The 23,080-nt window shown below is 60.2% G+C and carries 19 protein-coding genes and 1 pseudogene; 6 read left to right on the plus strand and 14 right to left on the minus strand.

The features are described 5' to 3' along the window. Window positions 1-2: 2 nt before the first annotated feature. Window positions 3-854 carry a flagellar motor stator protein MotA gene (gene motA, locus AC1MEW_RS00400; protein ID WP_201200111.1) on the minus strand — a complete coding sequence of 284 codons (852 nt, stop codon included), beginning with the start codon at window positions 852-854 and terminating at the stop codon, window positions 3-5. Window positions 855-1,020: 166 nt separating this feature from the next. On the opposite strand from motA, the gene AC1MEW_RS00405 reads away from it, so the two are divergent. The 4 genes from AC1MEW_RS00405 to AC1MEW_RS00420 all read left to right on the plus strand — a co-directional run bounded on the left by AC1MEW_RS00405 (window position 1,021) and on the right by AC1MEW_RS00420 (window position 6,328). Further along, the gene (locus AC1MEW_RS00405) at window positions 1,021-2,559 is read left to right on the plus strand and encodes an HDOD domain-containing protein (RefSeq protein WP_201200110.1); all 1,539 of its coding nucleotides are present in this window, start codon (window positions 1,021-1,023) and stop codon (window positions 2,557-2,559) included. Window positions 2,560-2,600: 41 nt separating this feature from the next. Further along, on the plus strand, window positions 2,601-3,416 hold the full coding sequence (gene rhdA / locus AC1MEW_RS00410; RefSeq protein WP_201200109.1) for a thiosulfate sulfurtransferase: 816 nt from the start codon (window positions 2,601-2,603) through the stop codon (window positions 3,414-3,416). A gap of 18 nt (window positions 3,417-3,434) precedes the next feature. Continuing rightward, entirely contained in the window at window positions 3,435-4,295 is an 861-nt protein-coding gene (asd, locus tag AC1MEW_RS00415) for an archaetidylserine decarboxylase (RefSeq protein ID WP_480425128.1), read from the plus strand. A gap of 242 nt (window positions 4,296-4,537) precedes the next feature. Beyond that, window positions 4,538-6,328 (plus strand): molecular chaperone, encoded by a 1,791-nt coding sequence (locus tag AC1MEW_RS00420; protein WP_323570353.1) that lies wholly within the window; start codon window positions 4,538-4,540, stop codon window positions 6,326-6,328. Window positions 6,329-6,491: 163 nt separating this feature from the next. On the opposite strand, the gene serB is transcribed toward AC1MEW_RS00420, so the two are convergent. Next, on the minus strand, window positions 6,492-7,706 hold the full coding sequence (gene serB, locus AC1MEW_RS00425) for a phosphoserine phosphatase SerB (RefSeq protein WP_201200097.1): 1,215 nt from the start codon (window positions 7,704-7,706) through the stop codon (window positions 6,492-6,494). Between the two features lie 134 nt (window positions 7,707-7,840). On the opposite strand from serB, the gene AC1MEW_RS00430 reads away from it, so the two are divergent. Continuing rightward, window positions 7,841-9,370: an AhpA/YtjB family protein gene (locus AC1MEW_RS00430; protein ID WP_201200095.1), complete on the plus strand. Its 1,530-nt coding sequence runs from the start codon at window positions 7,841-7,843 to the stop codon at window positions 9,368-9,370. A 238-nt stretch (window positions 9,371-9,608) separates the two neighbouring features. Here AC1MEW_RS00430 and AC1MEW_RS00435 read toward each other — a convergent pair whose 3' ends face one another. The 11 genes and pseudogenes from AC1MEW_RS00435 to AC1MEW_RS00485 all read right to left on the minus strand — a co-directional run bounded on the left by AC1MEW_RS00435 (window position 9,609) and on the right by AC1MEW_RS00485 (window position 20,836). Beyond that, entirely contained in the window at window positions 9,609-10,322 is a 714-nt protein-coding gene (locus AC1MEW_RS00435; RefSeq protein ID WP_201200093.1) for a PqiC family protein, read from the minus strand. Window positions 10,323-10,498: 176 nt separating this feature from the next. Further along, entirely contained in the window at window positions 10,499-12,766 is a 2,268-nt protein-coding gene (gene parC / locus AC1MEW_RS00440) for a DNA topoisomerase IV subunit A (RefSeq protein ID WP_201200084.1), read from the minus strand. Between the two features lie 10 nt (window positions 12,767-12,776). After that, window positions 12,777-13,298 carry a retropepsin-like aspartic protease family protein gene (locus tag AC1MEW_RS00445; RefSeq protein WP_201200081.1) on the minus strand — a complete coding sequence of 174 codons (522 nt, stop codon included), beginning with the start codon at window positions 13,296-13,298 and terminating at the stop codon, window positions 12,777-12,779. Continuing rightward, complete coding sequence (locus AC1MEW_RS00450) at window positions 13,295-14,284, minus strand: esterase-like activity of phytase family protein (RefSeq protein ID WP_201200079.1); 990 nt, start codon at window positions 14,282-14,284, stop codon at window positions 13,295-13,297. The genes AC1MEW_RS00445 and AC1MEW_RS00450 overlap by 4 nt, the downstream gene beginning before the upstream one ends. Next, window positions 14,284-16,188, minus strand: coding sequence for a DNA topoisomerase IV subunit B (gene parE / locus AC1MEW_RS00455; RefSeq protein ID WP_201200077.1), 1,905 nt, complete (start codon window positions 16,186-16,188; stop codon window positions 14,284-14,286). The genes AC1MEW_RS00450 and parE overlap by 1 nt, the downstream gene beginning before the upstream one ends. Before the next feature lie 43 nt (window positions 16,189-16,231). Beyond that, window positions 16,232-16,840 carry a YqiA/YcfP family alpha/beta fold hydrolase gene (locus tag AC1MEW_RS00460; RefSeq protein WP_322270381.1) on the minus strand — a complete coding sequence of 203 codons (609 nt, stop codon included), beginning with the start codon at window positions 16,838-16,840 and terminating at the stop codon, window positions 16,232-16,234. 192 nt (window positions 16,841-17,032) lie between these two features. After that, a pseudogene (locus tag AC1MEW_RS00465) lies at window positions 17,033-17,254 on the minus strand (DUF6124 family protein); the annotation flags it as partial. A gap of 535 nt (window positions 17,255-17,789) precedes the next feature. Further along, window positions 17,790-18,038, minus strand: coding sequence for a DUF6124 family protein (locus tag AC1MEW_RS00470; RefSeq protein ID WP_201257198.1), 249 nt, complete (start codon window positions 18,036-18,038; stop codon window positions 17,790-17,792). 822 nt (window positions 18,039-18,860) lie between these two features. Next, on the minus strand, window positions 18,861-19,676 hold the full coding sequence (cpdA, locus tag AC1MEW_RS00475) for a 3',5'-cyclic-AMP phosphodiesterase (protein WP_480425131.1): 816 nt from the start codon (window positions 19,674-19,676) through the stop codon (window positions 18,861-18,863). A gap of 99 nt (window positions 19,677-19,775) precedes the next feature. Then, the gene (locus tag AC1MEW_RS00480; protein WP_123510868.1) at window positions 19,776-20,228 is read right to left on the minus strand and encodes a DUF1249 domain-containing protein; all 453 of its coding nucleotides are present in this window, start codon (window positions 20,226-20,228) and stop codon (window positions 19,776-19,778) included. After that, window positions 20,219-20,836, minus strand: coding sequence for an NUDIX domain-containing protein (locus tag AC1MEW_RS00485; protein ID WP_201200073.1), 618 nt, complete (start codon window positions 20,834-20,836; stop codon window positions 20,219-20,221). Before AC1MEW_RS00485 ends, AC1MEW_RS00480 begins: the two co-directional genes overlap by 10 nt. Window positions 20,837-21,048: 212 nt before the next feature. On the opposite strand from AC1MEW_RS00485, the gene AC1MEW_RS00490 reads away from it, so the two are divergent. Beyond that, complete coding sequence (locus tag AC1MEW_RS00490; RefSeq protein ID WP_480425132.1) at window positions 21,049-21,795, plus strand: RsiV family protein; 747 nt, start codon at window positions 21,049-21,051, stop codon at window positions 21,793-21,795. On the opposite strand, the gene cytX is transcribed toward AC1MEW_RS00490, so the two are convergent. Further along, window positions 21,764-23,056, minus strand: a complete 1,293-nt coding sequence (cytX, locus tag AC1MEW_RS00495) for a putative hydroxymethylpyrimidine transporter CytX (RefSeq protein ID WP_201200071.1) — start codon at window positions 23,054-23,056, stop codon at window positions 21,764-21,766. The genes AC1MEW_RS00490 and cytX overlap by 32 nt on opposite strands. Window positions 23,057-23,080: the final 24 nt, after the last annotated feature.

The raw sequence follows: 23,080 nt of genomic DNA on the forward strand, positions 1-23,080 counted from the left end.
GCTTAGCGACCGCGAACGGCTTGTTCCAGCTCGGCAAAGCTAGGACGGTGCGCCGGGTACAGAACCTTGCGACCGAACTCCACCGCCAGCGATGGCGGCATGCCGGAAGCCGAAGCGACCAAGGATGCCTTGATGGCTTCGTAGACGTTCAGTTCTTCCTTGGCGTCGTGAGCCAGGGAGTGAGCCAGCGGGCCGAAGAAACCGTAAGCCGCGAGAATACCGAAGAAGGTACCGACCAGCGCCGCACCAACGTGCATGCCGATGGCTTTCTGGTCGCCTTCGCCCAGGGAAGCCATGGTCACCACGATACCGAGTACCGCCGCAACGATACCGAAACCCGGCATGGCGTCGGCAATGCCGTTTACCGCGTGGGATGGGTGTTCCAGGTCTTCTTTAAGGCTGTAGAGCTCCATGTCGAACAGGCCTTCAAGCTCATGGGGAGCCATGTTGCCGGACGACATGATGCGCAAGTAGTCGCAGATAAACGCGGTCATGCGTTCGTCTTTCAGTACCGCCGGGTACTTGGCGAAGATCGGGCTGGCAGAGGCATCTTCAATGTCGCCTTCGATGGCCATCATGCCTTCGCGGCGGCTCTTGTTGAGGATCTCGTAGATCAGGCCCAGCACTTCAAGGTAGAAGGTGTGGCTGAAGCGCGAACTGAACATGCCCAAGGATTTCTTGAGCACGTGCAGGGTCATGTAACCGGGGTTGGCCTGCAGGAATGCGCCAAGGGCCGCACCACCGATAATCATCACCTCGAAAGGCTGGATCAGGGCGGCAATCTTGCCGTGGGAAAGCACGTATCCGCCGAGCACGCTCGCGAATACGACGATGATGCCGATAATTTTAGCCATAGGTAGGAGAGTACTTACTGAGTCGGGTTCAAGGTCATATTCGGAAGTTAAAAAATCTCTTCTTCTACTTATCGGCAAAACTGCGCCAGACTATAGCCAGTTCAGGCGAAAAGCCAATTTAGCCCGCGCCGGGCGTGTTTACCGCCAATGATGATCCCGTCCAGCCATGGCTAACGAAACGAACGTTCCAACCCCAAAACCGACCACTCTTGAAGGCTGGGTCAAGCTTCTCGATGGAGTGCGCCTGCCGGTTCCGCAAGAGAGTCATGACCGGGTCTGCAAAGCCATTCGCGATAGTCGCAGCTCATTGCGCGACATCGCCGAGCGGATCCAGGACAGCCCGGCCCTGGCCTTGAGCGTGATTCGCGAAGCCAACCGCCACACCCACGGCAGCATGAGCGAGCCAGCGGAAAACCTTGAAGTGGCGCTCAGCCGCCTCGGTTTGAAACGTGCCGAAGAGTTGCTCGCTCGCCTGCCCGCCGTACCTCAGGCCGAGATCCCGGTGGCCCTGCGCCAATTGCAACTGATCAGCCAGCACGCGACCCAACAGGCCAACGGTTTTTTCGCCAGTCGCCTGGCGCGGCTGTGGCAGGACATTCATTGGGGCAGCCTGCTGTTTCTCTCGCCGCTGTGGCCGATGGCGCTGACCCATCCACAGTTGCTCGAAGAATGGGAACTGCGAGTCATCCATAAAGGTGAGTCGGCGCGCAAAGTCGAAAAGCAATTGTTCGGCGTGCGCCTGCTGGAGATCTGTCTGGCGCTGGTGGATATCTGGCGCCTGCCGATCTGGGTGCAACAGGGCTATCGCCTGCTGCTCAACGAGCAACGGGAACTGGTGAAAGTCCTACGCATCGCCCGGGACAGCGATCATCCGTTGCGTCAGCAAAACCGCCTCGACGACGATCCAACCCTGCGCCGCTGGCTCAACCAACCGGCTAACACCGTGCTGTTGGCCAACGGTCTGGCGCTGTCGGCGCAACAGGCCTGGGACAGTCCGCACAGTGAACGCTGGCAGTTCCTGACCAGCCTTTACCTGCAAATCTCGATGGATGAAGTGCAACAGCAATTGCACCAACAGGCCGCCAACAGCGCCCGACATCACGCCATGCCGGACCTCTGGCACCCGGCGGTTTCGCTACTGTGGCCGTGGGGCATGAATCACATTCACGCGGGTTTGCTGCCGGCCCCGGCACCGACCACCGAAGATCTGACAAAGTGGCGCAAACAATGCGCCGAACTGTTGGTGGAGCCGAGCCGTTTTACCAATGCAATGCACCTGACCACCTCGGCGCGGGATGCGCTGGTGGCCTGCGGCATGCGTCGGGTGATGATCCTGATGGCCGACCGCACCCACGCCAATCTGCGGGTGCATCAAACGGCCGGGCTGGCGAAAGAAGCCGCCGGGCTGAATTTTGCGGTTAGCCAAAGCAACGTGCTGCAACGCTTGCTCTCGCAGCAAGCCCAGGTACGCCTGACGCCGGACAACAATGCCCAGTTTTCGGCCCTGCTCCCTGCCGGCCTGCGTTCACAGTTTGGCGGCGAACACCTGTTGCTGCGTTCACTGGTCAATAATGGCCGGGTGATCATGATTGTGGTGGCGGATCAGGGCGGCGGGCCGTTCTCGGAAATCACCGTGCAAGCCTTCGGCAAAACCGCGCAGTGCATTGAAAAGGCACTCCACAGCTTTAGCACCCGTGGCCAATAGGCTGCGCTACAATCCTCCCCTTTGTGCTCTGGAGACCTCACATGTCTGACTTCTCTGGCTTGCCGCTGGTCATCGAGCCGAGCGACTTGCTCCCGCGTCTCGACGCCCGCGATCTGATTCTGGTGGACCTGACCAGCAGCGCCCGCTACACCGAAGGGCACCTGCCCGGTGCGCGTTTTGTCGATCCGAAACGCACGCAACTCGGTCAGGCGCCAGCGCCAGGTTTGCTGCCGACCCACGCCTCCCTTGAAGCATTGTTTGGCGAACTGGGCCACAACCCTGATGCGGTCTACGTCGTTTATGACGACGAAGGTGGCGGCTGGGCTGGCCGGTTTATCTGGCTGCTGGATGTCATTGGCCACAGCAAATACCACTATGTCGACGGCGGTCTTCCGGCCTGGCTGGCAGAAGGCTTGCCGATGTCGATCCAGATTCCGGCCCCGGTCGGCGGCCCGGTTGCCTTGACCCTGCACGACGAACCCACCGCCACCCGCGAGTACCTGCAAAGCCGTCTCGGCGCTGCGGACCTGGCGATCTGGGACGCCCGTGGGCCGCTGGAGTACTCCGGCGAGAAGGTCTTGGCGGCCAAGGCCGGGCACATCCCGGGTGCCGTGAATTTCGAATGGACTGCCGGCATGGATCAGGCGCGCCACCTGCGCATCCGCACCGACATGCCACAGATCCTCGAACAACTCGGCATCAGCAAAGACAAAGAAGTGATTACCCACTGCCAGACTCACCACCGTTCTGGCTTCACCTATCTAGTGGCCAAGTCCCTCGGTTATCCGCGGGTCAAAGGCTACGCCGGCTCCTGGGGCGAATGGGGCAACCATCCCGACACCCCCGTAGAGATTTAAGGTTTTTAAGGACAGTTAATGAATAAGCGTTTGTTTATCCTCAGCCAATACCTGCTGCCCCATCACTTGCTCTCGCGACTGGCCGGCTGCATTGCCGAATGCCGCGTGCGCTGGTTCAAGAACGCCTTCACTGCGTGGTTCGCCAAGCGTTATCAAGTGGACATGTCTCAGGCACTGGTCGAGGACCTGACTGCCTACGAGCACTTCAACGCATTCTTCACCCGCGCCTTGAAAGACGGCGCGCGTCCACTGGACGAAACCCCGGGCGCGATCCTCAGCCCGGCCGACGGTGCGGTCAGCCAACTCGGCCCGATCGAACACGGTCGCGTGTTCCAGGCCAAGGGCCACAGCTTCAGCGTTCTGGAACTGCTGGGTGGCGATGCCGCCAATGCCGCGCCATTCATGGGCGGTGATTTCGCGACCATTTACCTGTCGCCGAAGGATTACCACCGCGTGCACATGCCGCTGGCCGGCACCCTGCGCGAAATGGTCTACATCCCGGGCCGGATCTTCTCGGTCAACCAGACCACCGCCGAAAACGTTCCGGAACTGTTCGCCCGCAACGAGCGCGTAGCGTGCATTTTCGACACCGAGCGCGGGCCGATGGCCGTGGTGCTGGTGGGCGCGATGATCGTGGCGTCGATTGAAACCGTTTGGGCCGGGTTGGTGACGCCGCCGAAACGCGAGCTGAAAACCTTCCGTTACGACGAAGCCGCCCGTGCGCCGATCCATCTGGAGAAAGGTGCGGAACTGGGTCGCTTCAAACTGGGCTCGACCGCTGTCGTGCTGTTCGGGCCGGATCAAGTGAAGTGGGCTGAAGAGCTGGCGGCCGGCACGCCAGTGCAGATGGGCCAGGGCATGGGTTTGCCAAAAGCCTGATCCGCTGAGCCGAACCCCGCGAGGGGTTCGGCGCTTCCCGCTCCACACCGTCCCCCGTAGGAGCTGCCGAAGGCTGCGATCTTTTGATCTTTGTCTGCGGCGCCCTCGCGAAAAAGATCGCAGCCTTCGGCAGCTCCTACCCAAGCGCATATGCCACAGGCATCGCGACGTACGCCTTGCGACAGCAAGTGCTACAGTCAGGTCATTCACTGCCCATTTCCCGGTTGGAGCTTTTCCACGGCATGAATGAGACCAGCCCCCCGCTATTACTGCGAGCACCGATTCCGACGCAGTCACGCCTGTCGTTCTGCGAAGCCACCCCGCGCGACCTCAAGCGCTGGATCGCCAACCTGCCCAAAGCCAACATTGGCGAAACCGCTCGCCAGTTGTATCAGGGCCTGAGCGAACTCAATCAATTGCTGACGCCCAGCGACAATCGCCTGCAACTGCTCGAGTTGTTGCGACCCGAGGTGTATTACGTCTGCAAGCACCTGGAACGGCATTTCCTGCATCAGGCGATTGTCCTCGACGAGCGCTCGCGCAAGATCGCCAACCTCTGCCAGGCGCTGCAAAGCCATTTGGCGATCGGCTACAAACAGATCGTCATGCGGATCGCGCCACGTTTCAGCAAGGACCGCGCGCCGCTGCTCACTCAGGCGCTGCAACGGGCGATCCATTGCCTGAACGGCCCGTTGATCCGCGCCACCCAGCTCTACTGCCCGGTGCCGGAAGGGGTCTGGCTGGAGCTGCATCAGTTGTATCGAATCGGCTGTGAGCATCGACTGCAAACCATCAGTGTGCGCGATGAACTGGCCAGTGAGACGCCAGACCTGAGCATCGAAAACACCTACGTCGCCGCCCTGCTGTTGGGCGCCTCGCGCTGCAATCAACTGCGTCAGAACCAGATCGCCCGGCTCGCCGAGGTGCTGGAACCCTGGAGTAAATGGATCAAGCTGCACCCCGGCCTCCCCGGTGATGAGCTGTTTGCTGTCGCGCCGGACCTCGACACCGGGCCGCGCTATCGTGCCAAGTTCCGCGCCGAGCAGCAGGAGGGTTTGCTCGGGATTGATCCGCAGCCGCTGGTGGCGGCCATCGAAGCCCGCCTGCTCAATCCAGGCAACGATTCCTCCACGCTGCCCGTACCGACAGGCTTGAATCCGGATACGCTGCAACACCTGCACGCGGCGTGGGGCCAGGCTGCCGAGCGCAGCTTCCAGCGCACCGTCGGCAATGGCACCTTGACCCTGTGCGTGGGCATGAGCGCGCTACATTTTTACCTGGGCGGGCAACGCTCCTTCAGCGACATCCTGAAAAACCCCGCCGGGCGGCTGGCGCAGTTTTCGGCGGCGTCCCCGGCAGGTGGAGGCAAAGACAATTGGAGTCATGCCTTCGACGCCGCGCCCAGTGGCAACGGCGATGCCCTGCTGCCTTACGAAGAAATTGAATACCCGCAACTGCAAAACGACGACAGCCACGAGGCTGGCGACCGTAACCAGCACTTCCCGACTTACGCGCTGCCGGTGGTCAATCACAGCCCCGGCGGTTATTGCCTGGCGTGGCCCGGTGCGGTGCCCGCCGAGCTACAGGCCGGTGAAATGGTCGGTATTGAGGATTCTGCCGGTCAGGGTTGGAGCATCGCCGTTGTGCGCTGGATTCGCCAAGTGCGCGGCGGCGGCACGCAGATGGGTATCGAGCAAGTCGCACCTTACGCCGAGCCTTGTGGCCTGCAATTGGTGCGCACCCGAGACGATCACAGTCAGTACCTGCGCGGCCTTCTACTGCCGGCCATCAGCGCCATCGACTTGCCCGCCACCCTGCTGGCCCCGCGCTTGCCGTTCCAGGAAGGTAACAAGGTACTGATCAACACCAACGGCCATGAACGGCGCGCCGGGCTGGATCGACGGGTGTCGAGCACCAACAGCTTTAACCAGTTTGCCTATCGCTCGCTGGAGGCCAGTAAAAACGAAAACGCCGCGGGGAGCGGCGTGGTCGGGGCGCAAGAGGATTTTGATTCGTTGTGGAAATCGCTTTGAGAGCGAGCCCAATACCTGTGGCGAGGGGGCTTGCCCCCGTTCGGCTGCGCAGCAGTCGTAAATCCATACAACTCGGTCTGACTGAACGAATGCAGGGGGCCGCTCCGCGACCCAACGGGGGCAAGCCCCCTCGCCACAGAAGCCAGCTCAGGCAACCGAGTACTCAGAGCTGCCCGTCACGATCCCGAAAGCCCAGCAAATACAGCACACCATCCAGCCCAAGGGTGGAGATCGCCTGTTTCGCCGACTGCTTGACCAACGGCTTGGCGCGGAACGCCACGCCCAGCCCGGCAATCGCCAGCATCGGCAGGTCATTGGCGCCATCGCCCACAGCGATGGTCTGCTCCAGACGCAAACCTTCCTTGTGGGCCAGCTCTTTCAGCAGATCCGCCTTGCGCTGTGCATCGACAATCGGCTCGACCGCCACGCCCGTCACTTTGCCGTCCACCACTTCCAGTTCGTTGGCGAACACGTAGTCGATACCCAGTTTGGCCTGCAATTGCTTGGCGAAGTAGGTGAAGCCACCAGACAGGATCGCGGTCTTGTAGCCCAGACGCTTGAGTTCGGCGAACAGGGTTTCGGCACCCTCGGTCAGACGCAGCGAGGCGCCAATCGAGTCCAGCACGCTGACGTCCAGCCCTTTGAGCAAGGCCAGGCGTTCCTTGAAGCTTTCGCGGAAGTCCAGCTCACCAGCCATTGCCCGCTCGGTGATTTCAGAGACCTGATCACCCACGCCCGCCGCCTTCGCCAGTTCGTCGATGACTTCGGCTTCGATCAGCGTCGAGTCCATGTCAAACACCGCCAGACGACGGTTGCGACGGAACAGCGAATCTTCCTGGAAGGCGATGTCGACGTTCAATTCCTGCGCGACGCTAAGGAATTCAGCCCTCAGTGCCTGTGGATCGGCCGCTTCGCCACGTACGGAGAACTCGATGCAGCCCTTGCCCTTGTCGGCCGGGGTGTCCAGCGGCATGCGCCCGGACAGACGATCGATATGGTCGATGTTCAGCCCGTATTTGGCGGTAATCGAACTCACGGCCTGCAATTGCCCGGCGGTCACTTTGCGGGTCAACAGGGTGACGATGTGGCGTTTTTTACCCTGATTGCCGACCCACTGCTGGTAATCCTCTTCGGACACCGGCGTGAAGCGCACCTGCTGATCGAGCTCGTAGCCCTTGAACAGGATGTCTTTGAGCACCGACTTGCCCTGCAAAGTGTCAGGAATTTCAACCAGGATGCCGAACGACAAGGTGTCGTGGATCACTGCCTGACCAATGTCGAGAATGTTCACACCACCCTGGGCCAGAACGCCGGTAATGGCCGCAGTCAGACCCGGACGGTCGACTCCCGTGATGTTTATCAGGACGATTTCGCGCAAGGCGCACCCCCGCAGGTGGAAAAAAACCGCATTCTACCCACTTTCAGTGACCATCGGGCACCGTCAGCGCTTTGCCGGTCTTGGGCCTGTCGCTATACTGCGCGTCAACTTCACGGACAAAAGAGCCGAGCTCAGTGAACCGGCCCACGCCAGTAAAAACCGATAACTTCTTCCTGCTGATCTTCCGGGCACTGCGCCACCGCCGTGTACCGATTGCATTGCGCATCGCCAGCCATAACGTGATCCTGGTCGCTCTGGCCCTGGTGATCTATGCCTGTGTGATGGGTTTGCAGTTCAAGCAGGCCATGCACGAGCAGGCGGATGCGCTGGGCGAAAGCCTGACCACGCAGACTGCCACCTCCGCCACGGAGCTGTTGGTGTCCAACGACATCCTCAGCCTCAACGTGCTGCTCAACAACCTGACCAAGAACAAGTTGGTGGCCCACGCCGCCATCTACAGCGTGGATAACCGCATCCTCGCCGAATCCGGTCAGCGTCCCAAGCACAGCCTGTTGGGCGAAGCCGAAGGCATGTACGAGAGCAAGATCACGTTCCAGGACGTGACCGCCGGGCAATTGCGCATCAGCCTGGACATGGATCAGTTCCAGCAGCCGATGACCATCAGCCTGCAAAGCATGGGCATCTTGAGTGCGATTCTGCTGGCCCTGTCCCTGGCCTTGAGCCTGCGCCTGGGTCGGCACATCTCCACGCCGTTGCTGCAATTGCGGGTCTGGCTGCGCAATATCGACGAATACACCCCGGCCACCGAGCGTCAGGATGAAATCGGCGACCTGGCCCGTCAGCTGCACGCCAATTTCGCCCCGGAACCGGCCGAGCCTGAACCCTTGCCGGAACCTGAATTCGACGATGCCGATTACGACGACGAGGAGGCTGATCCAGCCTTTGAAGTGCGCAATCTGCGGGATCCGAGTTTCGATGAAACCAAGCCTGTGGCCGGTCTCAAGCCTGCGCCAAAGCGCACTGTCAGTACCGTCGAAGACGATGAGGACGATGACGCATTTGCCGATCTGCGCGATGAGTCGGCAGACAACGCGCCGAAACCAGTGGCTAAACCCGTTATCTCGAACGTGCCACAGCACAGCGCGGTATTGGCCGTGCAACTCGGCGCTCAGGATCAGTTGCGTCGCCTGCCGCGCACGCGCCTGGAAGAACTGCTCAAGCGCTACCGTGATTGCCTCGATCAGGCCGCTTCGCTCTATCAGAGCGAACTGCACACCCTGAACGATGGCAGCACGCTGATGCTGTTCCACACCGAAGACAGCGGCGACGACTACCTGACCAATGCTATTTGCTGCGGTGAGTTGCTACGCGCCCTGGGCCATCAGTTGCAGATCGAGGTCGCCGACAGCGGCATCACCCTGCAATTGCAGCTGGGCCTGACCTTGGGCGACGATTTGTTCGGCCTGAGCCAGATCGACCTGCTGCTGACCGAGGCGGCCCAGGATGCCCTGGCCCTCTCGCAACACAGCCGCAACCTGCTGCTGGTCGAGCGCAAGATCGGCGACGATGCGCTGATTCGCCAACGTGCGCGGATCCGGCCGATCGCTAGCCCTGAAGGCGCATGTTGTGTAGAGCGGTTGATGGAGCCTTATCCGTCGATGCTGGAGCGGCAACTGGCGCGGATGCATGAACGCCGGGCGTAATCGCCCTGTAATGAAAAAACCCGCAGACGAGTGATCGTCTGCGGGTTTTTTGTTGCCTGTTGGGGCCTCATCGCGAGCAGGCTCGCTCCCACATTTAATCGGCGCCGTCCCTGCGAATGCGGTCCCCTGTGGGAGCGAGCCTGCTCGCGATGGGGCCAGGACAGGCAATGGAGATGTCCAACCGGCAGAAACAACAAAGCCCACATCTCTGCGGGCTTTGTGTTGGATCAATCCAGGCTCAGAACCTGAACACTTCCATATCGGTACGAATCGGCGAAGCCATCGGAATCTTCGGCTGCTTGTCCTGCTCGGCAGCAGGCGCCACAGGCTTGGCCGCCTGTTTACGCGGTGCGTCAGCAATCGGTGGCTGATTGGCCAGCGGCTTCAACGCTACCGACAACTGCTCCGCCAGACGTTGCAACAACACACCCTGAGCCTGAACCTGAGCCGCAGTACCGCCAGCATGCTGTTCTTGCAGATGAATGATGCGGTTATCGCGAACCTGGCCACGACGGTCGATCAGACGCCACTGCGCATCGAGGATCGCCGGTTGCGACTCACCCGAGTCCAGGCGAGTAATCGTCAGCAGCACCTGAACATCCGGGGCAAAGCCCAATGTCGCCGGCGCCAGCACTACGCGCTGGCTGTCCAGATGACCGGCCACCTGACGCAGCAGCAACTGATCGATATCCGAAGACAAGCTACCCGCCCAGCGACCATCGACCGACGCCTGAAGGCTGCCATCCGGCTGACGCTGCAGCAGGGTTTCACGTTGCAGGTAGTCGGCAATCGTTACCGGGCCCAACAATACAGCCATGCCGGCGCTTTGCGCAGGCTGAGCCGGGCTTCCGCTGTCCAGCTGATACAACGACACCGGCTGGTGTACGCTGCAACCCGCCAGGCCAAGAACGCCAGCGAGCATCAAAATAAAAGGAAGGCGCAGAGCAGTCATCGTCCCATCCAGGTGGCTGCCACAAGGCTAACCACAGTGAAAATACTCAATAAATATGAAGAACGCTCGGCCACGCCGGCGCTTGAAAGGCCATATCATCCGTGAATATGCGTTCCGACTCCAGCGCGAAAGCGCCGATCTACGCGTTAAATCGTAGATCAGCGCCTCTAGCACGCCTAATTGAGGTTTTCGACGAGCAGCGCATCCACCCTCTGAAAGCCACGTGGCAGTTTGTTACCACGACGCCCGCGCTCACCTTTGTAGTGTTCGAGGTCGTCCGCTTTCAGTGACAAGGTACGTTTTCCGGCCTGCAACACCAACGTGGCGCCATCCGGCAGAACCGCGATGTCCGTGACATATTCTTCGCGACTGGCCACACGCTCGCCGGAGATCCCGATGATCTTGTTGCCTTTGCCCTTGCCTAATTGTGGCAGGTCGCTGATTTTGAAGATCAGCAGGCGACCTTCGGTCGTGACCGAGGCCAGCCAGTTGTTCTCGCGATCGGCGACCGGGCGCGGCAGGATGACTTTAGAGTTGTTCGGCAAGCTCAGCAGGGCTTTGCCGGCCTTGTTCTTGGCCTGGAAGTCTTCACCCTTGACCACAAAACCGTAACCGGCGTCGGAGGCGATCACGTACAGCGAATCGTCTTCCGGCATCAGCACGCATTCGAAGGTCGCGCCTGGTGGCGGCGTCAGGCGACCGGTCAGCGGTTCGCCCTGGCCTCGGGCCGATGGCAAGGTATGCGCGGCCACCGAATAACTGCGGCCGGTGGAGTCGATAAACACCGCAAACTGGTTTGAGCGACCCGGTGCCAAGGCCTTGAAACCATCCCCGGCCTTGTAGGACAGCCCGGTGGCGTCGATTTCATGACCCTTGGCGGAACGAATCCAGCCTTTTTCCGACAGCACCACCGTCACTTTCTCGTTCGGCAGCAGGTCGTGTTCGGTCAGGGCTTTGGCTTCGGTGCGCTCGACGATTGGCGAACGACGGTCGTCGCCATAGGTTTCGGCATCTTTGATCAGCTCGGTGCGCACCAGCTTCTTAAGCTTGGCTTCGCTGCCCAGCAGGGCTTGCAGCTTGGCTTGTTCCTTGAGCAATTCATCCTGCTCGGCACGCAGCTTCATTTCTTCCAGTCGCGCCAACTGACGCAAACGGGTGTCGAGAATGTAGTCGGCCTGGATTTCGCTCAGGGCGAAACGCGCGATCAGCGCTGCTTTCGGGTGTTCCTCGGTACGGATGATGTGAATCACTTCATCCAGGTTGAGGTAGGCGATCAACAAACCGTCCAACAGGTGCAGGCGACGCTCGACCTTGTCGAGGCGGAATTGCAGGCGTCGGCGCACGGTGTTGACGCGGAACTCCAGCCATTCAACCAACAGCGCACGCAGATTCTTGAGCTGCGGCTTGCCGTCGAGGCCGATGATGTTGATGTTCACCCGATAGCTCGACTCCAGCTCGGTGCTGGCGAACAGGTGCTGCATCAACGCATCGTGGTCAAAATTCTTGCGGGCGCCAGGAATGATCACGATCCGGCACGGGTTTTCGTGGTCGGACTCGTCGCGCAGGTCGGCGATTTGCGGGGCCTTGGAAGGCTTGGCCTGCATCATCGCTGCGATCTGCTCCAGCACCTTGGCACCGGAAACCTGATGCGGCAGCGCGGTGACAATAATGTCGCCGTCTTCGACGTGGTACACGGCGCGCATGCGCACCGAGCCCTTGCCGGTTTCGTAGATTTTCAGCAGGTCGGCGCGCGGGGTGATGATTTCCGCTTCGGTCGGGTAATCCGGACCCTGGATGTGTTCGCAGAGCTGTTCGACCGTGGCTTTGGGCTCATCGAGCAAACGCACACACGCTGTCGCGACTTCGCGCAGGTTGTGCGGCGGTACGTCGGTGGCCATGCCCACGGCGATGCCGGTGGTGCCGTTGAGCAGGATGTTAGGCAAACGTGCCGGCAACACCAGCGGTTCATCGAGCGTGCCGTCGAAGTTCGGGCCCCAGTCCGCCGTGCCCTGGCCCAGTTCGCTGAGCAGCACTTCGGAATAGCGCGACAGCCGCGCTTCGGTGTAACGCATGGCGGCGAAGGACTTGGGATCATCCGGCGCACCCCAGTTACCCTGACCGTCGACCAGCGTATAGCGATAGCTGAACGGCTGCGCCATCAGGACCATGGCTTCGTAGCAGGCCGAATCGCCGTGCGGGTGAAATTTACCGAGTACGTCACCGACGGTACGCGCCGATTTCTTGTGCTTGGAATCGGCGTCCAGCCCCAACTCGCTCATCGCATAGATGATGCGCCGCTGTACCGGTTTCAGGCCGTCGCCGATATGCGGCAAGGCACGGTCCATGATCACGTACATGGAGTAGTTGAGGTAGGCATTTTCGGTGAAGTCAGCCAGTGACCGGCGCTCTACACCGTCCAGGCTGAGATCAAGGGAGTCGCTCATGCGGGCCTCATCATTTCGTTGTCTGGCGCAGCAGCATGGTGCCACCGCGCTGGGTAAATTCAAGTTTGTTCAGTGCGCTCATACCGAGCAGCACTTGATTGCCTTCCAGGCCTGGCGCGACCAGCGCGCGAACATCACGCAGCACGATATCGCCCAGTTGCAAACGGTCGATGCGGGTTCGATAACCCTGGCTCAAACCGTTGGCCGTGCTCAGGGTCACCCCGAAGCCTTTCTCCAGTTTCAGCCGTTCGGCCAATTCCTGCGGGATCGACACATCGGTCGCCCCGGTATCCAGCATAAAATCCACCGGCTGGCCGTTGATCTGGCCGCTGGCGACAAAATGACCCTGGTTGTTACCGACCAGTTTCACTTCGACAAAACCTTCACCCTGCTGCGAACTGAGCACCGCATTAGGGTTTTGCTGACGCTCTTCCAACTGCCCGAAAAACCGTGTCGCCAAAAACAATGCCGCGCACCAGGCCAGGATCATGAACACCCGACCGGCGCGTTTGCCCGGCGGTTGCTGACTCACGGCTTGGCGCTCCAGCCACCTTCAGGCGCGGCGAAGCGCCAGACAATCGGGCGGACTTCACCATCGGCGCGGGCACCGAAGTTGTTGTCGACACCAATCCAGGCACCGTCGGCGTCAATGATCAACGCCTCTTCCAGCCCATAGTTCTGTGAGTAACGACGGTTTTCCTGCAACAACTCGGCGGCATACGACCAGCAGCGCTCGACTTTGGCCGTTTGCGCGTCGCGGCGACAGATCTGATAGGCGTTGCGCTCAAGGGTAAACAGCTTGCCGTTGAACAATGACAGGTCGGAAAAATCCCGGTTAACCGGTCTGGCCTTGGGAAACTGCGGTGGCTGCATTTCCATGCCCGCTTCGCTCAACAACACACAGCCACCGTCGCAGTCCCACACGGTCTGCTTACGTTTGATCCGCAGCAAACCACGGCTTTGACGCTCCGCGGCGAGCCACATTTCATCGCCCGCCGGATTGATCGCCAAGCCTTCGAACAGCGCATTGAATTGCAGCAGCATGCCGCTGGCCCGCGCTTCGCGAACCAGCATCGGCGAGATTTTCAGCCACGACGCAGTGCCCTGCGGCGACACTTGCAGCACGGCCGCGTGGCCTTCGCTGACGATGTAGCGATTGCCGGCGCTGTCACAGGTGATGCCTTCGAAATCCAGGTCCCCACCGCGCACGAAAGACGCCGCCCAATTACGCGAACTCAATCCCAAGGGCAAACCGCTGTCCGGCACGGGTGGTACGTCGATGTGCACGGTTTCGGCTTGCCAGGTTTTTTGGCGGGTATCGAGACGGTAGATTTGATCATCGTCGCGATCCGAAACGGTCCACAGCTCTTTGCCACACTGGGCCAGCCCCGACAGGTTGCCGCCGCGCATGCCATCGACGGCATGTTCGGACAACAGGCGCAGCTCCGGCGCCGGTTCGGCAGACGCCGTTACCGAGACCAGCAGCAACGCACACGCCAGGGCAAAGCCAAGCCGCATCAGCCCAGAACCTCGGCCAGGTTGCCTTTGGATTCCAGCCAGGACTTGCGGTCACCGGCGCGTTTCTTCGCCAGCAGCATGTCCATCATTTCGGCGGTGGCCTCGTAATCCTCCAGCGTCAACTGCACCAGGCGCCGCGTGTTCGGGTCCATGGTGGTTTCGCGCAGTTGCGGCGGGTTCATTTCACCCAGACCTTTGAATCGGGTGACCTGCGGCTTGCCGCGTTTCTTCTCGGCCACCAGCCGATCAAGGATGCCATCGCGCTCGGCTTCGTCCAGGGCGTAGTAAATCTCTTTGCCCAGGTCGATGCGGTACAGCGGCGGCATCGCGACGTAGACGTGACCGGCATCCACCAACGGGCGGAAATGCTGGACGAACAACGCGCAAAGCAAGGTCGCGATGTGCAGACCGTCGGAGTCGGCGTCGGCGAGGATGCAGATCTTGCCGTAACGCAGCTGGGCGATGTCTGCCGAGCCCGGATCGACACCGATGGCAACGGCAATGTTGTGCACTTCCTGGCTGGCCAGCACTTCGCTGCCGTCGACTTCCCAGGTGTTCAGGATCTTGCCGCGTAACGGCAGGATCGCTTGAAACTCTTTGTCACGCGCCTGCTTGGCCGAACCGCCAGCGGAATCACCTTCGACCAGGAACAGTTCGGAGCGCATCGGGTCCTGCCCGGCGCAGTCGGCGAGTTTGCCCGGCAGTGCGGGACCTGCGGTGATGCGCTTACGCTCGACCTTTTTGCTCGCCTTCAGACGACGGCCGGCGTTGTTGATCGCCAGCTCCGCCAGCAGCATGCCGGTTTCCGGGTTGGCGTTGAGCCACAGGCTGAATGCATCCTTGACCACGCCAGAGACGAAAGCCGCCGCTTCACGGGACGACAGGCGTTCTTTGGTCTGGCCGGAGAATTGCGGCTCCTGCATTTTCATCGACAGGACGAAGGCAATGCGCTCCCAGACGTCTTCCGGCGCCAGCTTCACGCCGCGCGGCAGCAGGCTGCGGAACTCGCAGAACTCGCGCATCGCATCGAGCAAGCCCTGACGCAAACCGTTGACGTGCGTACCGCCCTGGGCCGTCGGGATCAGGTTGACGTAGCTTTCCTGCACGCTGTCGCCACCTTCCGGCAACCACAGCAGCGCCCAATCAACCGCTTCTTTATTACCGGCCAGGCTGCCGCAAAACGGCTCGTCCGGCAGACGCTCGAAGCCATTGACCGCGTCTACCAGGTAGGAGCGCAGGCCGTCTTCGTAATGCCATTCGACTTTTTCGCCGGTTGCCTTGTCTTCAAAACTGACCAGCAGCCCCGGGCACAGAACGGCCTTGGCCTTGAGCACGTGCTTGAGGCGGCTGATGGAGAATTTTGGCGAATCGAAATACTTCGGGTCCGGCGCGAAGAACACGCTGGTGCCGGTGTTGCGCTTGCCGACGGTGCCAATGACTTCCAGCTCGGTTTTCTTGTAACCGTCAGCAAAAGTCATCTGGTATTCGTTGCCGTCACGCTTTACGCGGACACGAACTTCGTTCGACAAGGCGTTGACCACGGAAATACCTACCCCGTGCAAACCGCCGGAGAACTGGTAGTTCTTGTTGGAAAACTTGCCGCCCGCATGGAGTTTGGTGAGGATCAGCTCGACACCCGACACGCCCTCTTCCGGGTGAATGTCCACCGGCATGCCACGGCCGTCATCGCTGACTTCCAGGGAGTGATCGGCGTGCAGGATGACCTGCACCGACGTCGCGTGCCCGGCCAAGGCTTCGTCGACGCTGTTGTCGATGACTTCCTGGGCGAGGTGGTTCGGCCGACTGGTGTCGGTGTACATGCCGGGGCGTTTACGCACCGGGTCGAGGCCCGAGAGGACTTCGATGGCGTCTGCGTTATAAGAGCTAGCGCTGGGAGTGGCCATGGGGTCTCGTCGTCAATGTTCCGTGAATAAGAGGCGAAGTTTTTTATAGAGCGGTGAAATCGATCGCCTGATACAAATCTGCGCCGATACCGGCAAAACTCAACATGGCCGGCAATTGTTCGGCAAAGCCCTGGAAACTATGGTCGCCGCCGGCCTGGATGCGCAAGGCACAGGCTCGGTAATACTGCTGGGCGAGGCGGTAGTCCAGCGTTTCGTCGCCGGTCTGCAACCACACCTGATAGCGCTGCGGATCCTGGGGCGCCGGCACTTCCAGCTCGGCCAGGGCCGTCACATGGTCGTGGGTCAATTCCCAGGCTTCATCGGTATACAAGTTTTTCTGCGTCCCCAGATACCCGTCAAACATCCGGTGCGGACTGACGGCAGGGTTGATCAGCAGGGCCTTGAGGTCATGGTGCTCGGCCAAGTGAGTGGCATAGTAGCCGCCGAGTGAGCTGCCGACCAGCAGTGGCCGCCCCAGCGCTTCAATCGCCCGGTTTAGCTGACCGATGGCCTCGCGCGGGTGGTGATGCAAGGCCGGGACCTGCAACTGATCGCTCAAGCCCAGACGGTCCATCACTTCCATCAACTGTGTCGCCTTTTTTGACGAAGGCGCGCTGTTGAAACCGTGGATATAAAGGATCGAACCGGACATTTGAACTCCCTGAGCGTCGGGTAAAGAGGCGCAGTTTACAGGGAGACGGGAGGATCGGGGATATCCCTGGGATTTGAGGCGTCTGTTCTAACGCCTTCGCGAGCAAGCCCGCTCCCACAGGGGATTTGTGAACGACGCAGATCCAATGTGGGAGCGGGCTTGCTCGCGAAGAACGATAACTCGGCCTAATGGTTACGCCGGATCGACATTATCCAGCGCCCGATTCACCGCCAGATCAGCCAGCATGACCAGTTGCTGGATCGCCATCGCTGTCTGCCGGTCCGGCCATTGAAGTCGCGCCGCAAAATCGCTGGCCAGGACACTCGCCGACGCCAGGGACTCACAGGCATTGGCCAACAGGCTTTCCGTGTCTTTTTCGGGGACGATCATGTACATCGTGCTGGGTTTGCGGGTCGGGGGATTTGGGGTTGGTTTGAACATGGTGACACCTCAGTTCATTAATATGGAGCCACCCCCAATTGCCGCGATGCAATGTAAGGGTGGCAGCTGTACGCGGGTTCGCGGACCGAGAACTGAGAATCGGCATACCCGAAGGTATCCCACGCACAGCCGCCATGACAAAAAACGACAAGCACACAAAAGTGCTGTTGTAAGGCGCGGCGATTATGCCTCAGTTCAGTGGGCCGCGAAGCCCGATCGCTGAATGTGTCAGCGACAGACAAAAGGCTAGAGATGCCACGTCCGACGGGCAACCTGAAAACATCGTGGGAAGGTTCCGAAATTTTTGCTGACCATTAAACAGCATCGTTTTCGAGGACGCCTTCGCGAGCAGGCTCGCTCCCACAATTGGACCGAATCCATCCGGAAGAGATAGGTCGGCTGTCAGGCCGCCTTCGCAGGCAAGCCAGCTCCCACAATAGACAGGGTTGTCCGGATGGACGCGATCCAATGTGGGAGCGAGCCTGCTCGCGATGAACGATGACGCGGTCTACGCCGGATCGACGGTATCCAGCACCCGATTCACCGCCAACTCGGCCAGCATGACAATTTGCTGAAACGCCATCGCCGTATGCCGGTCCGGCCCTTGCAGGCGAGCGGCAAAATCACTGGCCATGACACTGGCAGAGGCAAGGGACTCACAGGCGTGGGCTAACAGGCTTTCGGCGTCCACATTAGGGACGATCATGAACATCGTGCTGGGTTTTCGGGTGGGCGGATTAGGGGTTGGTTTGAACATAGCGGTACTCCAGAGGAAGAAATGGAGCCACTGACAAATTACCGCGAAGCAATTTGGGTGGCAGCTGTACGCAGGTTCGCGGACCGATCCTCTGGCAACTCGGCATACCCGAAGGTATCCCGCGCACAGCCGCCATGACACGAAACGACAGACACCCGAAAGCGCTGCTGTTTAGGCGGGGCGATTATGCCTGAGAAAGCGAGCCGCGAAGCCCGATCGCTGAATGTGTCAGCGACAGACAAAAGGCTAGAGATGCCACGTCCGACGGGCAACCTGAAAACATCGTGGGAAGGCTCCGAAATTTTTGCTGACCATTAAACAGCGTCGTTTGCGAGGACGTCATCGCGAGCAGGCTCGCTCCCACAATTGGACCGAGTACATCCGAAAGATATGGGTCGGCTGGCAGGCCGCCTTCGCGGGCAAGCCTCGCTCCTACAAAAGCAGAATCAAAAGCAGAGCGGCGTACACCGCTCCGCTCTTCACCACTCATTAGGCCGAGCGTTAGCTCGCCTGCTCTTGATCTTGATCTTGATCTTGCTCTGCCCGCCCCTTCGGGAGGCTGAGTGGAGGTGTTCATCTGGGGGGTGGGCGCGTAGCGCCGTGCGGCGAAGCCGCACACATCGAGAGGAGGTCGAAGCGAAGCCGACCGGAGGCGATGCCCCCAGATGAATACCGGAACGAAGGAACGCCGAGCCTAAGCGAGGGGCCGGACGCTCGGGGCGAGACCTTTTGGTTCCTTTTGGGGTGTTTGCCAAAAGGGACTCGCTGTAAGAGCGAAACCATAAGAAGCCGTTACCGCAGCAACGGATATACACCCAAAACTCAGTACCCGTTGGAACCGTAATCAACCGTAAAATCGAACCCGACAACACGCTCAACCCCAGTCTCAATCAGACCATCAGGCAAAAGCCGCAACCACCGATACCCCGGCGCCTGCTCCCCCACCTTAAAATCCTCACTCCCCGGCTCAAACTGAATACACGTCGAAGGCGAAGCGATCAGCCGCACACCATCGCGCATCTGGTCGATCTCTTGATGCACATGCCCCCACAAAACCGCACGCACCTGAGGAAACCGGTCCAGCACCGCAAACAAAGCCTCAGGATTACGCAACCCGATCGGCTCCATCCAGGCACAACCAATCGACACCGGATGATGATGGAAACACACCAGATGATGCCGCTCCGGCGCCTCACTCAATGAACGCGCCAACAACTGCAACTGCTCATCCTGCAAATACCCCGGCACCGAACCCGGCACCGCCGAATCCAGCAATGTCACCCGCCAATTGCCAACGTCCACAACCGGCTCCAGCAGCGAACTCTGCACCGCCGCCTCAGCCATGATCATCGGTTCATCATGATTGCCAGGAATCCACCGCGCCGGCGCATCAAGCTGTCGGGTCAAGTCGCGAAACTGCTGATAGGACTCCAGCGTCCCGTCCTGGGAAATGTCGCCACTGGCAATGATCAAATCGATCTGCGGCTGTTGCAGCCGGACCAGATCAATGACCTTTTGCAGGCTGTCGCGCGTGTTCATGCCCAGCAGCGTGCCGTCCGCCTCGGCAAACAGGTGACTGTCGGACAGCTGTACCAGCAACGCCGAATCGGCGGTGGTCAATGTGGATACGCTCGGCAAGGCGTTCTCCCTGGGCGTGATCGCGGGATTAAATATAGGCCGCAATTATGCTGGGGGAAGATCAAAAGAGGAAACCGCTGAACCGGACGCAGTTCACATCTATCGAACGACGGCGTACTCGTGCCCACACGCCAGACAGTGACTCAGCCATTCCCCCAGGAACAAATTGAGCTGCGCCTTTTCATCTGGCTGATGCATCGCGGCGTTCGGGTAAGGATAGATGCCCCGGAAGCGTCTTGCATGTTCGGCGCTGACGACCTCGGCCATGCACGCATCGTGGTAGACCTGAACTTCCAGTTGCGGCACCGGCAGCCACGGCAGGCTGTGTTCCTGGCGCACTTGCAACGTCGTGGTGTACGGACAGACTTGCAGCACTTCCAGCGCCAGAACACCGAGCATCTGATCGCCCTGAGTCACGGCAATGCGCCGCGCCTCAGGCTCGCTGCGCATGTCCGGCAACAGTCGCATCAAACGCGCGTAGTTTGCCTCGCAGGAGGCTTGCAGCCCCACGAGGTCCACCCGATAGCGATCGCGCAGCTTGTTTACGACCATAACCCCCTCACTTCAGCGCGGTTCAAAGCAAGCCATTGCAAAGCAATGATGCTGGCCGCGTTGGCAATTCGTCCATCGCGTACGGCCTGCAGGGCATCTTCGAAGGCCCAGACCGTGACACGGATATCTTCCGCTTCTTCTGCCAGTCCATGCAGCCCCCCTACTCCGTTTGTTTCACAACGCCCGAGGAACAAGTGCACGAATTCGTTGCTGCCGCCCGGCGATGGAAAATATTTGGTCATCGGCCAAAGCGCCCCGAACACAAGCCCAGCTTCCTCCTGCGCTTCACGGTGAGCAACTTCTTCCGGCACTTCGTCTTTGTCGATCAGACCAGCGACCAACTCGATCAGCCACGGGTTGTCGGTCTTGCCCATGGCGCCGACCCGAAACTGCTCGATCAGCACCACTTCGTCGCGCTGCGGATCGTAAGGCAGCACGCAGACTGCATCGTGGCGAACGAACACTTCACGATTGATCTCGCGACTCATGCCACCGGCGAACAATTCGTGGCGCAAATGCAGACGATCGAGTTTGTAGAAGCCCTCGTAGCATCTTTCGCGCTGAACGATATCAACGGTGGTTGGAATGGCGTTGGCAAAATCAGTCATGACAATCCTCGTTTACTGCTTCCGTTACGAGGTTCCAACCTCGACTTCGCGCCATCCTAACGCGCTCGCGACGTTTGATGCAGCCCCTTTACCGTCATCGGGATAGACGGTGAGGGCGAAACCAACTCTAATTAGCTTAGTGGCGAACTGACTGCTTCGTTGACAGTCGAAGCGGTAACTTTTCGCCTTTCCCTGTTTTATGAAGGACGCCCATGTCGCTTTTTAAAATCGCCTCCGTGGCCGCCATCGCCCTGACGTTGGGCGCCTGCCAGAGCCTGTTCCAACCCAACTACCGGACACCGCTGGACTCGACCCGCGATGCCTCGGAAACCTTGAAGCCAGGTTGCTCCACGCCTGAATGCCCGTTGGCGAACATCGATACGGTGCATTTTTCTGCGGAGCCACAATTGGACGGCATCGTCGAAAAACGCCTGCTGCAATTGACCCAAACTACGCCCGGCGCCCCGGTTGCACCGACCCTGGCCGCCTACCGCGAACAGTTTTTGCGCACCGCCGATCCGCACACCAGCATCTACTTGCAAGCCAAGGTACGTGAGCAGCATGACGGCTTGGTGATCGTTGAATTGTCCAGTTACCTGGACACCGGCGACGAACATGGCACGCCGGGCCGCGCTTTCATCAACTACTCGCGCCAGCAGCACAAGGTGCTGACCCTGTCGGATATGTTGTTGCCGGGGCAGGAAGATGCATTCTGGAAAGCTGCGCAAGTGGCGCACAACAGCTGGCTGATCAGCACCAAGCTCGATCAGGAACCCGAGTTCGTCAAGAGCTGGCCGTTTGTGAAAACCCCACTCGTGGCACTGACCTACGGCGCGGTGATCCTCAAGTACAACGTGAGCACCATTGCGCCGTACGCCCTGGGCCACACTGAACTGAAGATCCCTTACCCGCGCCTCAACGGTATTCTCAGGCCCGAGCTGTTTCCCGGCCGTAACTGAAGGCTCGACCGAGCACAAGCTGCAGCAGCCCTGCCAGTACCAGCGACGGCAGGGTTGCGCCGATGTCCGGATAGAGATTGGCCAGCAGATGATAAGTGCTCACGCCGCCCAGCCAGGCGAGCAACGCCGGCCAGCGCAACGCGGCTGACGCCACCTGGCTGCTGCGTTTACGCAGGATGAAGTGATCCACCAGCACCACACCGAACAGCGGCGCAAACACCGAACCGATCAACAACAGGAAGTTCTGGTACTGGGCCAATGGCGCCAGGCAAGCGATCAGCGTGCAAATAACGCCGATGGCCAAGGCCAGATGTTCGACTTTCAAGCGCAACAGAATCCCGCTCGATACCGCCGCCGAGTGAATATCGGCAAAGGCGTTTTCTGACTCATCCAGCAGAATCAGCAGCAGCGGAATCCCCAGGCCAGCACCGGCCAGCGCCAACAGCAAGGCATTCACTTCACCGCTCGGTGCGAAAGCCAACGTGTAAGCCACGCCGAGGCTCATCAACCAGAAGTTACCGATAAAGAAGCCCAGCGCGGTGCCGCCGAAGACGTTTTTCGCACGCTTGCCGAAACGCGAGTAGTCGGCAATCAGCGGCAGCCAGGACAGCGGCATCGCGATGGCGATGTCAAAACCCACGGCGAATGGCATCGAACCGTCACCCGCCTGCGCCCACAATGCCGCCAGATCGGCCTTGGCAAACAGGTTCCAGGTCAGCCAGATGCATGCCGCCAGCAGCAACCAGATGCCCCACTTGCGCAGGATCTTGCGCACGAACGTCAGCGGGCCGCTGACCGCGAGCAAGGTCGCGAGTGCGCCGAACACCAGGGTCCAGAGCAGAGGGTTCGACAGCAAACTGCCTTCGCTAAAGGCGCGAGCGCCGAGCAGGCTGGCGGCATCGCGCATGACGATGATTTCGAACGAGCCCCAACCGATCAGTTGCAGCAGGTTCAGCATCGCCGGCAGGCTCGCGCCTTTCACGCCGAGGCTGAGTTTGAGCGCGGCCATCGACGACAGGCCGGTGTCGCTGCCGATCACGCCGACCGCAGCCAGCAGCAAAACGCCGACCAACGTGCCGAGAAAGATCGCCAGCAGCGAGCCGGACAGTCCCAGACCTGGCGCGAGCAAAGCACCGGTCTGCAAGACCATCAGGCCGATGCCGAGGGAAAACCACAGGGAAAACAGATCGCGGCCGCCGAACACACGTTTGTCGGTCGGCACCGCGATATCAGGGGAATAAGTGCTGGGTTGAATGCTCAAGGGTGTTATCTCAGAGGGACATTT

This window comes from Pseudomonas sp. ASL4 (assembly GCF_056680395.1).

Bases quoted from the DNA above. Each gene is read 5' to 3' on its own strand.
- AC1MEW_RS00435 (WP_201200093.1), bottom strand. From the start codon at position 10,322: ATGACTGCTCTGCGCCTTCCTTTTATTTTGATGCTCGCTGGCGTTCTT.
- AC1MEW_RS00490 (WP_480425132.1), top strand. From the start codon at position 21,049: ATGTCGCTTTTTAAAATCGCCTCCGTGGCCGCCATCGCCCTGACGTTG.
- AC1MEW_RS00420 (WP_323570353.1), top strand. From the start codon at position 4,538: ATGAATGAGACCAGCCCCCCGCTATTACTGCGAGCACCGATTCCGACG.
- parC (WP_201200084.1), bottom strand. From the start codon at position 12,766: ATGAGCGACTCCCTTGATCTCAGCCTGGACGGTGTAGAGCGCCGGTCA.
- parE (WP_201200077.1), bottom strand. From the start codon at position 16,188: ATGGCCACTCCCAGCGCTAGCTCTTATAACGCAGACGCCATCGAAGTC.
- AC1MEW_RS00480 (WP_123510868.1), bottom strand. From the start codon at position 20,228: ATGGTCGTAAACAAGCTGCGCGATCGCTATCGGGTGGACCTCGTGGGG.
- AC1MEW_RS00405 (WP_201200110.1), top strand. From the start codon at position 1,021: ATGGCTAACGAAACGAACGTTCCAACCCCAAAACCGACCACTCTTGAA.
- AC1MEW_RS00470 (WP_201257198.1), bottom strand. From the start codon at position 18,038: ATGTTCAAACCAACCCCTAATCCGCCCACCCGAAAACCCAGCACGATG.
- AC1MEW_RS00460 (WP_322270381.1), bottom strand. From the start codon at position 16,840: ATGTCCGGTTCGATCCTTTATATCCACGGTTTCAACAGCGCGCCTTCG.
- rhdA (WP_201200109.1), top strand. From the start codon at position 2,601: ATGTCTGACTTCTCTGGCTTGCCGCTGGTCATCGAGCCGAGCGACTTG.
- AC1MEW_RS00450 (WP_201200079.1), bottom strand. From the start codon at position 14,284: ATGCGGCTTGGCTTTGCCCTGGCGTGTGCGTTGCTGCTGGTCTCGGTA.
- motA (WP_201200111.1), bottom strand. From the start codon at position 854: ATGGCTAAAATTATCGGCATCATCGTCGTATTCGCGAGCGTGCTCGGC.
- AC1MEW_RS00485 (WP_201200073.1), bottom strand. From the start codon at position 20,836: ATGACTGATTTTGCCAACGCCATTCCAACCACCGTTGATATCGTTCAG.
- asd (WP_480425128.1), top strand. From the start codon at position 3,435: ATGAATAAGCGTTTGTTTATCCTCAGCCAATACCTGCTGCCCCATCAC.